Source organism: Pseudomonas sp. RGB (assembly GCF_007713445.1).
Classification (GTDB): Bacteria; Pseudomonadota; Gammaproteobacteria; order Pseudomonadales; family Pseudomonadaceae; genus Aquipseudomonas.
The window spans coordinates 715391-729947 of record NZ_VMSH01000001.1 but is presented as its reverse complement, the minus strand read 5'-3'; the positions used below and the strand labels follow the sequence as shown (position 1 = coordinate 729947).

The 14557-nt window shown below is 60.1% G+C and carries 13 protein-coding genes; 10 read left to right on the top strand and 3 right to left on the bottom strand.

The genetic code is table 11. From position 1 onward, the window contains the following. Positions 1 to 99: 99 nt before the first annotated feature. A complete protein-coding gene (gene yihA / locus FPT15_RS03440; protein WP_145158527.1) occupies positions 100 to 741 on the top strand; it encodes a ribosome biogenesis GTP-binding protein YihA/YsxC in 642 nt (213 codons plus the stop codon). A 269-nt stretch (positions 742 to 1010) separates the two neighbouring features. On the opposite strand, the gene polA is transcribed toward yihA, so the two are convergent. Then, complete coding sequence (polA, locus tag FPT15_RS03435; RefSeq protein ID WP_145158525.1) at positions 1011 to 3806, bottom strand: DNA polymerase I; 2796 nt, start codon at positions 3804 to 3806, stop codon at positions 1011 to 1013. Positions 3807 to 3880: 74 nt separating this feature from the next. On the opposite strand from polA, the gene FPT15_RS03430 reads away from it, so the two are divergent. Next, positions 3881 to 4171, top strand: coding sequence for a DUF2782 domain-containing protein (locus FPT15_RS03430; RefSeq protein WP_145158523.1), 291 nt, complete (start codon positions 3881 to 3883; stop codon positions 4169 to 4171). Positions 4172 to 4227: 56 nt separating this feature from the next. Beyond that, on the top strand, positions 4228 to 5181 hold the full coding sequence (locus FPT15_RS03425; protein WP_145158522.1) for a homoserine kinase: 954 nt from the start codon (positions 4228 to 4230) through the stop codon (positions 5179 to 5181). A 142-nt stretch (positions 5182 to 5323) separates the two neighbouring features. Here FPT15_RS03425 and FPT15_RS03420 read toward each other — a convergent pair whose 3' ends face one another. Beyond that, the gene (locus FPT15_RS03420) at positions 5324 to 6253 is read right to left on the bottom strand and encodes a zinc ABC transporter substrate-binding protein (RefSeq protein WP_145158520.1); all 930 of its coding nucleotides are present in this window, start codon (positions 6251 to 6253) and stop codon (positions 5324 to 5326) included. 58 nt (positions 6254 to 6311) lie between these two features. Here FPT15_RS03420 and FPT15_RS03415 point away from each other — a divergent pair, with 58 nt between their 5' ends. The 4 genes from FPT15_RS03415 to FPT15_RS03400 are packed head-to-tail and all read left to right on the top strand — an operon-like array spanning position 6312 to position 9117. Next, the gene (locus FPT15_RS03415; RefSeq protein ID WP_106576033.1) at positions 6312 to 6794 is read left to right on the top strand and encodes a Fur family transcriptional regulator; all 483 of its coding nucleotides are present in this window, start codon (positions 6312 to 6314) and stop codon (positions 6792 to 6794) included. Continuing rightward, entirely contained in the window at positions 6794 to 7579 is a 786-nt protein-coding gene (znuC, locus tag FPT15_RS03410; protein ID WP_145158518.1) for a zinc ABC transporter ATP-binding protein ZnuC, read from the top strand. The genes FPT15_RS03415 and znuC overlap by 1 nt, the downstream gene beginning before the upstream one ends. Then, the gene (znuB, locus tag FPT15_RS03405) at positions 7572 to 8360 is read left to right on the top strand and encodes a zinc ABC transporter permease subunit ZnuB (protein ID WP_094949676.1); all 789 of its coding nucleotides are present in this window, start codon (positions 7572 to 7574) and stop codon (positions 8358 to 8360) included. Before znuC ends, znuB begins: the two co-directional genes overlap by 8 nt. Before the next feature lie 37 nt (positions 8361 to 8397). Continuing rightward, positions 8398 to 9117 (top strand): PA5502 family lipoprotein, encoded by a 720-nt coding sequence (locus tag FPT15_RS03400; RefSeq protein ID WP_145158516.1) that lies wholly within the window; start codon positions 8398 to 8400, stop codon positions 9115 to 9117. A gap of 101 nt (positions 9118 to 9218) precedes the next feature. On the opposite strand, the gene katE is transcribed toward FPT15_RS03400, so the two are convergent. Next, complete coding sequence (gene katE, locus FPT15_RS03395; protein WP_106576029.1) at positions 9219 to 11360, bottom strand: catalase HPII; 2142 nt, start codon at positions 11358 to 11360, stop codon at positions 9219 to 9221. Positions 11361 to 11626: 266 nt separating this feature from the next. Between katE and FPT15_RS03390 the strand changes: the two genes are divergently transcribed. The 3 genes from FPT15_RS03390 to FPT15_RS03380 are packed head-to-tail and all read left to right on the top strand — an operon-like array spanning position 11627 to position 14132. Continuing rightward, on the top strand, positions 11627 to 12634 hold the full coding sequence (locus FPT15_RS03390) for a methionine ABC transporter ATP-binding protein (RefSeq protein WP_145158580.1): 1008 nt from the start codon (positions 11627 to 11629) through the stop codon (positions 12632 to 12634). Next, complete coding sequence (locus FPT15_RS03385; RefSeq protein ID WP_106576027.1) at positions 12634 to 13308, top strand: methionine ABC transporter permease; 675 nt, start codon at positions 12634 to 12636, stop codon at positions 13306 to 13308. Before FPT15_RS03390 ends, FPT15_RS03385 begins: the two co-directional genes overlap by 1 nt. A gap of 50 nt (positions 13309 to 13358) precedes the next feature. Beyond that, positions 13359 to 14132 (top strand): MetQ/NlpA family ABC transporter substrate-binding protein, encoded by a 774-nt coding sequence (locus tag FPT15_RS03380; protein ID WP_106576026.1) that lies wholly within the window; start codon positions 13359 to 13361, stop codon positions 14130 to 14132. Positions 14133 to 14557: the final 425 nt, after the last annotated feature.

Genomic DNA, 14557 nt, shown 5'->3' with positions numbered 1-14557 from the left:
GCACACACAAAATCTGCGGCATTATATACTGGCGCTACTGAAACGGAAACGACACCGCTTGCCGCACCCTTTTTCGGCACCGCCCACATCGGAAATCTCATGCAACTCAAGAATCCCATCCTCGGCCTGTGCCAACAGTCCACGTTTATGCTCAGCGCCGCCAAAGTAGACCAATGCCCCGATGACGAAGGCTTTGAAGTCGCCTTTGCCGGTCGTTCCAACGCCGGCAAGTCCAGCGCGTTGAACACCCTGACCCATGCCAGCCTGGCACGCACCTCGAAAACCCCGGGCCGCACGCAACTTCTCAATTTCTTCAAGCTAGACGATGATCGGCGTCTGGTCGACCTGCCGGGCTACGGTTACGCAAAAGTACCTATCCCGTTGAAGCTGCACTGGCAGCGTCACCTGGAGGCTTACCTGGGTGGCCGGGAGAGTTTGAAGGGTTTGATTTTGATGATGGACATCCGTCATCCAATGACCGACTTCGACCTGCTGATGCTCGATTGGGCCGTCGCCAGCGGCATGCCGATGCATATCCTGCTGACCAAGGCAGACAAACTGACCTACGGCGCAGCCAAGAACACCCTGCTCAAAGTGCAGTCCGAGATCCGTAAGGGTTGGGGTGATGCGATCACCATCCAGCTGTTCTCGGCGCCCAAGCGCATGGGCCTTGAAGACGCCTACACTGTGTTGGCCGGTTGGATGGAATTGGCGGACAAGGGCGCGCAAGTCGCGGAATAACTTTTCTGCAGGCAAAAAAAACCCCGGACTTCGTATGGGGAGGGGAAGTTCGGGGTCCAAGTTCCGGACCGCTAGGGCGGGGTCCAGATATCTGCCAACACTTAACACAACATAGGAGCATTGAAGGGCTTCACCACCCATTCAGTAACTCTGAGTAGCAGTTCACAGGTTAAGTTCCGGCAGGTTAAAAAAACTATTGGAAATAACTGACACCGTTTTCCGATCTAAAGCGCTCTGCCACCACCCCCGGCAGTGGCAGAGCCGCGAAATCAGTGCGCCTCGTCCCAGTTATCGCCCACGCCTACGTCCACCACCAACGGTACATCCAACTTGGCCGCTGCGCTCATGTACTCGCGGACCTTCTCGCTGACGTGCGCAACCAAGTCCTCGCGCACCTCAAGCACCAGTTCATCGTGCACTTGCAGGATGACCTTGGCATCCAGGCCCGACTCCGTCAGCCAGTAATCCACCAACACCATGGCCTTCTTGATGATGTCCGCCGCAGTGCCCTGCATCGGCGCGTTGATCGCTGTGCGCTCTGCAGCTGCTCGCTCCTGAGGCTTGTTGGAATTGATATCCGGCAAGTACAGCCGACGCCCGAAGAAGGTTTCTACATAGCCCTGATCGGCCGCTTGAGCACGCGTGCGCTCCATGTACTCGCGAACGCCAGGGTAGCGCGCGAAATACACGTCGATATACGCCTTGGCGGTCTTGGTATCGACGCCGATATCCTTGCCCAGCTTCTGCGCGCCCATGCCGTAGATCAGGCCAAAGTTGATCGCTTTGGCACTGCGACGCTGGTTGGAACTGACCTCAGCCAACTCAACCTTGAACACCTCGGCCGCTGTAGCGGTGTGCACGTCCAAGTCGTTACGGAACGCGTTCATCAAGCCCTCGTCCTTGGACAAGTGCGCCATGATCCGCAGCTCGATCTGCGAATAGTCCGCCGCCAGCAGCTTGTAGCCCTTGGGCGCGACAAACGCCTGACGAATCCGCCGCCCTTCAGCGGTGCGCACCGGAATGTTCTGCAGGTTCGGATCGCTCGAAGACAATCGCCCGGTCGCCGCCACAGCCTGATGATAAGAGGTGTGAATACGCCCGGTACGCGGGTTGATCTGCTCGGGCAACCGGTCGGTGTAGGTGCTTTTCAGCTTACTCATGCTGCGGTACTGCATCAGCACTTTGGGCAGCAGGAAGTCGTCTTCGGCCAACTTGGCCAGCACTTCCTCGGCCGTGGACGCCTGCCCCTTGCCCGTCTTTTTCAACACCGGCAAGCCGAGCTTTTCGTAGAGAATCGCCCCGAGCTGCTTGGGCGAACCAAGGTTGAATTCTTCACCGGCGATCTCGAACGCCTGGCGCTCCAGCTCAACCATCTTGTTACCCAACTCGATGCTCTGGATGCCCAGCAGGTCCTTATCCACGAACGCGCCCTGGCGCTCGATACGCGCCAGCACCGGCACCAACGGGATTTCGATATCCGTCAGCACACTGGCCAGGCTCGGTATGGCTGACAGCTGTGCATGCAACGCCTGGTGCAGGCGCAGGGTTATATCCGCATCTTCAGCTGCGTATGGCCCGGCCTGCTCAAGCGCGATCTGGTCGAATGTCAGTTGCTTGACGCCTCTGCCGGCGATGTCCTGGAAGCTGACAGTGTCGTAGTCCAGGTACTTCTTGGCCAAGCTGTCCATGTCGTGCCGGGTCGCGGTGGAATTCAACACGTAGGATTCAAGCATGGTGTCGAAGGCGATGCCGCGCACGGTGATGCCGTGCGCAGGGTCACCACCGATGGCGCAATTGGCCAGGATGTTCATGTCGAACTTGGCGTGCTGGCCGACCTTGAGTTTGGTCGGGTCTTCGAGCAGCGGCTTCAACGCCAACAGAACCGTGTCGCGATCCAACTGCTCGGGCGCACCGACATAGGAATGGGTCAACGGGATGTAGGCGGCTTCATGCGGCTGCACGGCGAAGGAAACCCCAACCAACTGCGCTTTTTGCGCGTCGATCCCGGTGGTTTCGGTATCGAATGCGAACAGCTTGGCGTCGTTGAGCTTCTTCAGCCAGCTATCGAAAGTCGCCTGGTCCAGGATGGTCGTGTAGGACGCCTCCGCCGGCGCGGCCGCTACTACCTCAGCCACGGCTTCGGCAGACGGCGCCGCCTCGGTCGAAGCCTTGAGCTCGACACGCTTGGCGTCGCGCTGAATCTCATCAATCCAGCTCTTGAACTCCAGCAGCGTGTACAGCTCCAGCAGCTTTTCACGGTCAGGCTCGATCAGGTGCAGATCTTCCAGGCCTACATCCAGCGGTACGTCGATTTTGATCGTCGCCAGTTGATAGGACAGGAACGCCATCTCCTTGTGCTCTTCCAGCTTGGCCGGCAGGTTCTTGGCCCCGCGAATCGGCAGGGTCGGCACGATATCCAGCTGCTCATAAAGCTCTTTGAGGCCGCCATTCACGCCTACGAGCAAGCCGGACGCGGTCTTCGGGCCAATGCCCGGAACGCCCGGGATGTTGTCGGACGAATCGCCCATCAGCGCCAGGTAATCGATGATCTGCTCGGGAGCGACACCGAATTTCTCCTTCACGCCCTCAATGTCCATAGCGCTACCGGTCATGGTGTTGACCAAGGTAATGTGCCCGTCGACCAACTGCGCCATGTCCTTGTCGCCGGTAGAAATTACTACCGGGCGGTCCGCCGCCGCACTGCTGCGGGCCAAAGTGCCGATGACGTCATCGGCCTCGACGCCTTCGACGCACAGCAGCGGGAAGCCCAGCGCGATGACACTTTGGTGCAGCGGCTCGATTTGCAGGCGCATGTCATCGGGCATGCTCGGGCGGTTGGCCTTGTATTCGGCGAACATTTCATCGCGAAATGTCCCACCCTTGGCGTCGAAAACAACGGCAAACGGGCTGTCCGGGTACTGCCTGCGCAGGCTTTTGAGCATGTTCAACACGCCCTTGACCGCACCGGTCGGCAGGCCTTTGGAAGTGGTCAGCGGTGGCAGCGCGTGAAAGGCGCGGTACAGATAAGAAGAACCGTCCACCAGGACGAGGGGGGCTTGGCTCATGAGCAGGATCAACCTTTTCGGCGGGTCAGGCGCTAGAATAGCCGGACCAATGACGACAAAGGGACAAGGTTATCATGCGTACAGTAAATCGCCTGTTGTTGACCGGCTTGATTGCGTTCTTGCCGCTGGCCGCCACGGCAGCTGACAGCGCACCCTCGGCAGACCCGGAAGTCACGATCCGCACCGAAGGTGATAGAACCATCCAGGAGTACCGCCAAAACGGTTTCCTGTACGCGATCAAGGTCACCGTAAAGGGCGCGCCGCCATATTTCCTGGTGCGCGCGGACGGAACCGATGCGAACTTTATCCGTTCTGACCAGCCGGATATGCTGATTCCGTCATGGAAGATCTTCGAATGGAAATGATTTCTTAACTTAAATTGGCGCCGCCCCTCGCGGCGCCCGTACTGGCAGTTTTAACCATGTCTGTGTTCACCCCGCTGGCTCGGCCCGAGCTGGAAACCTTTCTCGCCCCTTACGGGCTCGGCCGCCTGCTTGATTTCCAGGGGATTGCCGCCGGTAGCGAAAACACCAACTTCTTTGTCAGCCTGGAACAGGGCGAATTCGTTCTGACCTTGGTTGAGCGCGGCCCAGTCGCAGAAATGCCGTTTTTCATCGAACTGCTCGACGTGCTCCATGACGCTGACTTGCCGGTGCCCTATGCGCTGCGCACCACCGACGGCGTGGCCTTGCGCGAATTGAAGGGCAAACCGGCGCTGCTGCAACCACGCCTGGCCGGCAAGCACATCAAGGAAGCCAACGCACAGCATTGCGCCCAGGTTGGCGACCTGCTCGGCCATTTGCACCTGGCCACTCAGGGCGAGAAAGTGCTGGAGCGCAAGACTGATCGCGGGCTGGATTGGATGCTCACCGAAGGGGCGCAGCTGATTTCGCACCTTAACGACGCGCAGCAGCGCCTGCTGCAAGACGCACTGAGCGAGATCGAAGCCCACAAGACTCACATTCTCGCGCTGCCACGCGCCAACGTTCACGCCGATCTGTTCCGCGATAACGCGATGTTCGAAGGCACACACCTGACCGGGCTGATCGACTTTTACAACGCTTGCTCAGGCCCGATGCTGTACGACGTGGCGATCGCTTTGAATGACTGGTGTTCGGACGCCGAGGGCGCGATTGATGGGCAACGCGCCCGTGCACTGCTAGGTGCCTACGCGGGCCTGCGGCCTTTTACGGCTAAGGAAGCCGAGTTGTGGCCGACGATGTTGCGCGTGGCGTGCGTGCGCTTCTGGCTGTCACGCCTGATCGCCGCGGAGTCGTTTGCCGGGCAGGACGTGTTGATTCATGACCCTGCGGAGTTCGAGCATCGGCTGGCGCAGCGTCAGCAGGTCACGCTCCATCTGCCGTTCGCGCTCTAAAGCTGCACTCGGTCAGAAAATGTGGGAGCGGGCTTGCTCGCGAATGCGGTGGGTCAGTAACAGAGGTATTTACTGACACTCCCATTCGCGAGCGAGCCCGCTCCCACACAAGCCCGCTCCCACAGTGGTTCTGTGTCGGCTATTACAATGACTCCAGGCACCCAGCCAGGTCATTCCCCAACTTCTCCAGCACCTGCTCGTAACCCTGCGCTGTGGCCGGGGTGTAACCGCCCAACGCATCCAGCTCCGCCAACTTCACCGGCAACCCCGCCACCAACGTCTCAGCCAAGCGCGGACGCAACGGCGGCTCGCTGAACACACAGGTCTTGCCGACTTCCTGCAACCGCGTACGCATTGCTGCCACGTGCTGGGCGCCGGGCTGCACTTCGGCGGCCACGCTGAATACGCCAGCGTGCTTGAGCCCGTAAGCGTCTTCGAAGTAATCAAAGGCCTCGTGGAACACGAAGTAAGGCTTGTCGCCCACACTCGCCAAGCGCGCCTTCAAACGGGCATCCAACGCATCCAGACGCTCATCGAATGCCTGCACGTTGCTCTGATACCGCGCGGCATTGGCCGGGTCGGCAGTGCTCAAGTCGGCCGCCATGCGCGCCGCAATCACCCGAGCGTTGACCGTCGACAACCACAAATGCGCATCCAGGCTGCCTGGGCGGTGATCGTGGTCATGTTCGTCAGCATCATCGGCGTGCGAGTGGCTATCTTCGGCGAAACGCCGCAACTTCATCCCCGCAAGATCCTGCACCGCCACGGTTGGCAGGCTTCGGCCTTTAAGCACGCGCGGCAGAAAGCTTTCCATGTCCGGGCCGATCCAATAAAGCAGGTCCACCGACTGCACGCGCCGTACGTCGGATGGACGCAGGGCGTAGTTGTGCGGCGATGCGCCGGGCGGCAACAACACCTCCGGAATGGCCACACCGTCCTGCACAGCCGCGGCAATCAACTGCAACGGCTTGATGCTCGTCAGCACCTTAACCTCGGCCTGAGCGGCCCCGGCGATGAACAAACTGGTGACAAATACGACAAAAACGGGAAAAAGTCGGGACACGATGACCACTCAATGACGTAGGAACGGGTAACATAATAACGTCTCTATCAAATGTCTGTCGCCGCTCATGCCTAAAACACCCATTGCCAGCCGCCCCCACGACCACTCTCACTGCGTGCATACCGCGCTGTCGGAGGCCGATACCCTGTGCGCACAGAAGGGCCTGCGCCTGACCGCGCTGCGTCGTCGGGTGCTGGAACTGGTGTGGCAAAGCCACAAGCCGCTGGGCGCCTACGACATTCTTGGCGTGCTCAGCGAGCAGGACGGCCGCCGCGCCGCGCCGCCGACGGTGTACCGCGCGCTGGATTTCCTGCTGGAAAACGGCCTGGTGCACCGCATCGCCTCCCTCAATGCCTTTGTTGGCTGCAACCACCCGGAACACGCGCATCAGGGCCAGTTCCTGATCTGCCGCGAGTGCCATGCGGCCATCGAGCTTGAACAAAAAAGCATCAGCGACGCCATCATCAAAAGCTCGGCCGACGTCGGCTTCAGGGTCGAAGGGCAAACGGTCGAAGTGGTCGGGCTCTGCTCGGGTTGCCAGGGGGCTTGATGAGCAATGCGTTAATCCGCCTCGAAGGGGTTGGTGTCACGTTCGCCGGGCAAAACGTGCTGGATAACATCGGGCTGAGCGTCGAGCCGGGCCAGATCGTCACGCTGATCGGCCCCAATGGCGCCGGCAAGACCACGCTGGTGCGCGCAGTACTCGGTTTGTTGAAGCCGGACAGTGGCAGCGTATGGCGCAAGCCCAAGCTACGCGTCGGTTACATGCCGCAAAAATTGCACGTCGACCCGACACTGCCGCTGTCCGTGCTGCGCTTTTTGCGCCTGGTGCCCGGTGTAGACCGCGCCCGCGCGCAGGCTGCGCTCAAGGAGGTCGGTGCCGAACAGGTGATCGACAGCCCGGTGCAAAGCATCTCCGGCGGCGAAATGCAGCGCGTGCTGCTGGCCCGCGCCTTGCTGCGCGAGCCTGAACTGCTGGTGCTCGATGAACCCGTGCAAGGCGTTGACGTTGCCGGCCAGGCCGAGCTGTACAGCCTGATTACCCGCCTGCGTGACCGCCACGGCTGTGGCGTGTTGATGGTCTCCCACGACCTGCACCTGGTCATGAGCACCACCGATCAGGTGGTGTGCCTCAACCGCCACGTTTGCTGCTCCGGCCACCCGGAGCAGGTCAGTAGCGACCCGGCGTTTGTCGAGCTGTTCGGCAAGAATGCCCCGAGCCTGGCGATCTACCACCACCATCACGACCACGCCCATGATTTGCACGGCGCCGTGGTTGACGATCCCGCCGCCCCTCATACACATGTTCATGGAGATAGCTGCAAGCATGGCTGATTTTCTGCTCTACGCCCTGCTGGCAGGCTTGGCTCTGGCGCTGGTGGCGGGCCCGTTGGGCTCGTTCGTGGTCTGGCGGCGCATGGCCTATTTTGGCGACACGTTGTCGCATGCCGCGCTGCTGGGCGTGGCCATGGGCTTTTTGCTGGACGTGAGCCCGACCATCGCCGTCACCGTGGGCTGCCTGCTGCTGGCGGTGCTGCTGGTGACCCTGCAACAGCGCCAACCGCTGGCCTCCGACACACTGCTGGGGATCCTGGCGCCGAGCACCCTGTCCCTGGGCCTGGTGGTGCTGAGCTTCATGCATGAAGTGCGCATCGACCTGATGGCCTACCTGTTCGGCGACCTGCTGGCGATCAGCCCTACAGACCTTGCGTGGATCCTCGGTGGCAGCGCCGCCGTGCTGCTCTTGCTGGTGGCTCTGTGGCGCCCGTTGCTGGCGATCACCGTGCATGAAGAGCTGGCCACGGTGGAAGGTTTGCCCGTGCCCGCCCTGCGCATGACCCTGATGCTGTTGATCGCGGTGGTGATTGCTGTCGCGATGAAGATTGTCGGCGTATTGTTGATCACCTCGCTGCTGATCATTCCCGCAGCCGCCGCCCAACGCCATGCGCGCTCACCCGAGCAAATGGCGATCGGCGCCAGCCTGTTGGGCATGCTTGCGGTGTGCGGGGGCCTGGCGCTGTCGTGGTTCAAGGACACGCCAGCCGGCCCGTCGATTGTCGTCACGGCGGCCGCCCTCTTTCTGCTGAGTTTTGTCCTGCCCCGTCGAGGGGTGTAGACTTGCTCGCTTTTTGCGCAACTAGAGAGTCGCAGGAATGAAGCTGTTCAACGCCCGTTATCTGCTCCTTGCCGCATTTTCCCTGCTGCTGGGCGCCTGTCAAAGTACGCCGCCCGCCGCCCCCGAGGTACCGGACGCACGCGCTGCGGCTATCGCGCAGCTGGAGCAAAACCTGGCCAGCAGCGAGCTTGCCACTGCCGAAGACGAATTGGCCGCGTTACAGGCCCAGTCGCCCAACGACCCGGCCCTTGAGCCTTACCAGCGTCAATTGGCCGAAGCCTACTTGCAGCGCAGCCAGATTGTGCTGCAAAAAGGCGATGTCAACGCTGCCGCCACGGCCCTGAGCCGTGCACGTGCGCTGATGCCCAAGGCCCCGGCACTGACCGGTGGCGTCAACAGCGCCATCAGCCATGCGCGCAAAGCCGAGCTGGATAAAGCCGAAGCCGCCTTGAAAGCCGCTGAAGCCAAGCCGCCTGCCAAGGTCATCGACCCGGCCGCTGAAAGCACCACTGTGGCGCTGAACCTCGTCGATATCGAAGAACTTCGCCATCAACTGGACGCTATCGCCACCGACGTGGTGAATTACCAGTGCGACGTGACCATTCAGGCGTCGCGCACGCAGGACTACCCATGGCTGGCCACATTGCTGACCAAACGGGTGAAGCGAATTGATTCGGGGTATGACCTGAAGATTCACCGGCAGATTGTGAAACACATTCCGGCGCAGGTAGTGCTGATTCCGCGCAAGGCGCAATAAAAGCGTCGCAGGTAAGCCTGCTCCCACATTTTGAACTGTGAATACATTCAAATGTGGGAGCGGGCTTGCCCGCGATGGCGATCTAACAAACAGCCGATAACTTAAGCCGGAATAGCCTTAGCCTTAGGCTCACGATCCCAAACCCGGTGCTGTGCAATCGCGGCAAAGAACGCCTTGAACGCTTTCGCATCCGACCCCACGATCAGCCCCGCATCCACTTCAAGCTTCAGCAGATCCAGCAACGGCTTGGCATCATTGGCAACCGTGATCGCCTTCAGGTGCTTGTACGCCTCCAGCAGGAAGTGCAACGCCACACCATCCCCGCTCAATGCCTGCACCGACTTGGCGCCGCCCGGTACGAACACTGCGTCAAAGGCAATCGACGGCATGCCTTCCATCGACGCATCCACCTTCAGGCTCTTGCCATCGGCGGTGGTCACCGGCGCCGAAGTTGGCCCCAGCAGCTTGGCGTGTGCACCTTCAGCTTCCAGCGCTTTCTTCAACGCAGCAATTGCCGCGCCGTCCACGCCGTTAGCCGCGAGGATCGCAACTTTGCGCGTTTTGATATCGCCCGACAGCAGGTTCACCTGGCTCAACGCTGGCGACTCTTTGAGCGACGACTCACGCGGTGGCACGGTGCCTTTGGTTGGCGCCGGCAAACCGAGGTTCTGTGCTACGCGCTTGGCCAGCTCCAGGTCGATATTGGCCAGAATCTCGTTGACCTGACGGGCGCGGATAAACTCACGCTCCACTTTGCCCAACTCGAAGCTGTACGCCGCGATGATATGCTCTTTCTCGTGGTGGCTCATGCTGTGGAAAAACAGCGTGGCTTGCGAGAAGTGATCGCCAAACGACTCGCTGCGCTCACGCACTTTGTTGGCGTCGACACGTTCGTAATAGGTCTCGAAACCGCCATCCTGCGCAGCCGGTGGCGTTTCTTTCGGCCAGCCGCCGTCAATCGAGTTCGGCTCGTAGGCCGCGCGGCCTTTGTCGATCACGGTGCGATGCTGAGCGTCGCGCTGGCCGTTATGGAACGGCGTGACCGGCCGATTGATCGGCAGCTCATGAAAGTTCGGGCCACCGAGACGGCTGATCTGAGTATCCGTGTAGGAAAACAGACGGCCTTGCAGCAGTGGGTCGTTGGTGAAGTCGATACCCGGCACGATATGGCCCGGGCAAAAAGCCACCTGTTCAACCTCAGCGAAGAAGTTATCCGGGTTACGGTTAAGCACCATCTTGCCCAGCGGCGTAATCGGCACCAATTCTTCAGGGATGATCTTGGTCGGGTCGAGCAGGTCGAAGTCGAACTTGTGCTCGTCTTCTTCCGCAACGATTTGCACGCCCAATTCCCACTCAGGGTAGTCGCCGCTTTCAATCGCTTCCCACAGGTCGCGACGGTGGTAATCGGTATCTTTACCGGCAAGCTTTTGCGCTTCGTCCCACACCAGCGAGCAGGTGCCCACTTTTGGATGCCAGTGGAATTTCACAAAGCTCGACTTACCTTCGGTATTGATCAAGCGGAAGGTGTGAATGCCAAAGCCCTGCATGGCGCGCAGGCTTTTGGGGATGGCACGGTCGGACATGGCCCACAGCACCATGTGCGCGGATTCTGGCTGCAGCGAGACGAAATCCCAGAACGTGTCGTGGGCAGAACCGCCGGTGGGAATCTCGTTATGCGGCTCAGGTTTGACCGCGTGCACGAAGTCAGGAAACTTGATCGCGTCCTGAATAAAGAACACCGGCATGTTGTTGCCCACCAGGTCGAAGTTACCTTCGTCGGTGAAGAACTTCACAGCAAAACCGCGCACGTCACGCACCGTATCGCCCGAGCCACGCGGGCCCTGTACGGTGGAGAACCGCACAAACACCGGGGTTTTATGCTCGGGGTTGCGCAGGAAACCGGCCTTGCTCAGCGCCGAATGGTTCTCATAGGTCTGGAAATAGCCGTGGGCGCCAGTGCCGCGAGCATGCACGATGCGCTCCGGGATACGCTCATGGTCAAAGTGCGTGATTTTTTCACGCATGATGAAGTCTTCCAGCAGCGATGGGCCACGGGCGCCGACTTTCAGGGTGTTCTGGTTGTCAGAAATCTTTACGCCTTGATTGGTGCGCAGCGCCTGGCCGGTTGCGTCGGAACGGAACTCTTCCAGGGCCTGCAGCTTGGCGTTGGTGTTGCCACGGTCCAGGGTATCGGTGCCCGCGAGTTCACTCTTCGGCGGGGTAGCTGGCTTCTTGGTACTCATCAGTCAAAACTCCTTATTCAAATTGGCCAGAGCGGTCCCCGGCTCGTTTGAGCAAACCCCCAGGCACGGCACCTGGGAAATTGAGTTGCTTAAGTAGTGACTGACACGGATTTGCACCGTTCCTTTTTTATGACCTTTGATCGCGTTATTGCCAAATCGCTGGTTGAATGCGAAATAAATGCTAAGAAACACTATACGGACAGGCTAAAATGCGCGCCCGGCTAACCGCTGATCCCTTTTCCATGCGCCCCCACAAGGTTCGCTACGTGATCGAGTTTCATAACGTCCATAAAACCTACCGCGTCGCCGGTAAGGAAATCCCCGCGCTGCACCCCACCAGCCTGCGTGTCGAAAACGGCCAGGTGTTCGGCCTGATTGGCCACTCCGGTGCGGGAAAAAGTACCCTGTTGCGTCTGATTAACCGCCTGGAGCAACCCAGCGGTGGCCAGATCAATGTCGACGGCGAAGAAGTCACCGCCCTGGACGCCAACGGCCTGCGCCGTTTCCGCCAGCAAGTCGGGATGATCTTCCAGCACTTCAACCTGCTGGCCTCCAAGACCGTCGCCGACAACGTGGCGCTGCCGCTGACACTGGCTGGCGAACTGTCGCGCAAGGAAATCGACCAGCGCGTGGCTGAGCTGCTCGCCCGTGTCGGCCTGTCGGACCACGCCAAGAAATACCCGGCGCAGTTGTCCGGTGGCCAGAAGCAGCGCGTCGGCATCGCCCGCGCCCTGGCAACCAAGCCAAAAATTCTGCTGTGCGACGAAGCCACCAGCGCCCTCGACCCACAAACCACCGCCTCGGTGCTGCAACTGCTGGCCGAGATCAACCGCGAGTTGAAGCTGACCATCGTGCTGATCACCCACGAGATGGACGTGATCCGCCGCGTGTGCGACCAGGTGGCGGTGATGGATGCTGGCGTGATCGTCGAGCAAGGTTCGGTGGCCGATGTGTTCCTGCATCCCAAGCACCCGACCACCAAGCGCTTTGTGCAAGAAGCGGATCAGGTCGACGAAAGCGAGCAGCGCGATGACTTTGCTCACGTGCCAGGCCGTATCGTGCGTCTGACGTTCCAGGGCGAAGCAACCTACGCGCCGCTGCTGGGTACCGTCGCCCGCGAAACCGGCGTGGACTACAGCATCCTCGCCGGTCGTATTGACCGCATCAAAGACATTCCCTACGGCCAACTGACCCTCGCCGTCACCGGCGGGGACATGGACGCCGCTTTCGCCCGCTTTACCGCGGCAGACGTCCACATGGAGGTTCTGCGCTAATGGAAATCCTGTTGAGTTTCTTCGCCAATATCGACTGGTCCGAGATCTGGCTCGCCACCGGCGACACCATGACCATGCTGCTCGGTTCGCTGTTCTTTACCATCCTGCTCGGCCTGCCACTGGGTGTGCTGCTGTTTCTGACCAGCCCGCGCCAACTGTTCGAACAAAAAGGCCTGTACGCGCTGCTGTCGCTGATCGTGAACATCTTGCGTTCGCTGCCGTTCATCATCCTGCTGATCGTGATGATCCCGTTCACCATACTGATCACCGGCACCTCGCTGGGCGTGGCCGGTGCGATTCCGCCACTGGTCGTAGGCGCGACGCCGTTCTTCGCGCGCCTGGTGGAAACCGCCTTGCGTGAAGTGGACCGCGGCATCATCGAAGCCACGCAGTCCATGGGTGCCAGCACGCGTCAGATCATCATCAATGCACTGCTGCCCGAAGCGCGTCCCGGTATTTTCGCTGCGATTACGGTGACGGCCATTACACTGGTTTCCTACACGGCCATGGCCGGTGTTGTCGGCGCCGGCGGTTTGGGCGACCTGGCGATCCGCTTTGGTTACCAGCGCTTCCAGACTGACGTGATGGTTGTCACTGTGGTGATGCTGCTGATCCTGGTGCAAATTCTGCAAACCGTCGGCGATAAGCTGGTGGTGCACTTTTCTCGAAAATAACGGCCATGGCCGGCCCCCGCCGGCGCATGCCCGAACAAGGAGCTTGCTGGATGAAAAAACTACTGGTTGCTTTCGCTGCCGTTGCCGCGTTTTCCGCCCACGCTGCCGAGACCCTCACGGTCGCCGCGTCGCCAGTGCCGCACGCGGAAATCCTGGAGTTTGTGAAGCCCGCACTCGCCAAAGAAGGCGTGGACCTGCAGGTCAAAGTCTTCACCGACTACGTGCAGCCGAACGTACAAGTGGCTGAAAAGCGCCTGGACGCCAACTTCTTCCAGCACCAGCCGTACCTGGATGAGTTCAACAAGGCCAAGGGCACTCACCTGGTGAGCGTCGGTGCCGTGCACCTGGAGCCCTTGGGCGCCTACTCCAGCAAGTACAAAAAACTCGAAGACCTGCCGGATGGCGCCAATGTCGTGATCCCGAACGACGCCACCAACGGTGGCCGCGCGTTGCTGCTGCTGGCCAAGCACAACCTGATCACCCTGAAGGACCCGACCAACATCCTGTCGACCATCAAGGACATCTCCGGTAACCCGAAAAACCTCAAATTCCGCGAACTGGAAGCCGCCACACTGCCGCGCGTGCTGACCCAGGTCGACCTGGCGCTGATCAACACCAACTACGCCCTGGAAGCCAAACTGGACCCATCCAAGGACGCTCTGGTGATCGAAGGCAACGACTCGCCTTACGTGAACATCCTGGTGACCCGCGAAGACAACAAAGACTCGGACGCCGTGAAGAAGCTGGTTGCAGCCCTGCACACGCCGGAAGTGAAAGCGTTCATTCTTGAGAAGTACAAAGGCGCGATCCTGCCGGCGTTCTGATCTGCCCCGATCTTCAAAACTCTGAAGATCAAAAAATGTGGGAGCGGGCTTGCTCGCGAAGGCGCAGTGTCAGTCACCGAAGATGGTGACTGGCCCACCGCCTTCGGGGGCAAGCCCCCTCCCACATTTGTTTTGTGTTGTTTGGAAGATCAAGCCAGCACACTTGCCTGCTTACGCGTTGTTCAAACCTTGCACAAAACCCCTGTGGGAGCAGGCTTGCTCGCGAAAGCGCAGTGTCAGTCACCGAATTTATCGACTGAACCACCGTCTTCGGGGGCAAGCCCCCTCCCACATTTGTTTTTGTGTTGTTTGGAAGATCAGGCCCTTCGGGGGCAAGCCCCCTCCCACATTTGTTTTTGTGTTGTTTGGAAGATCAGGCCGGCGCACTTGCCTGCTTACGCATTGTTCAAACCTTGCACAAAACC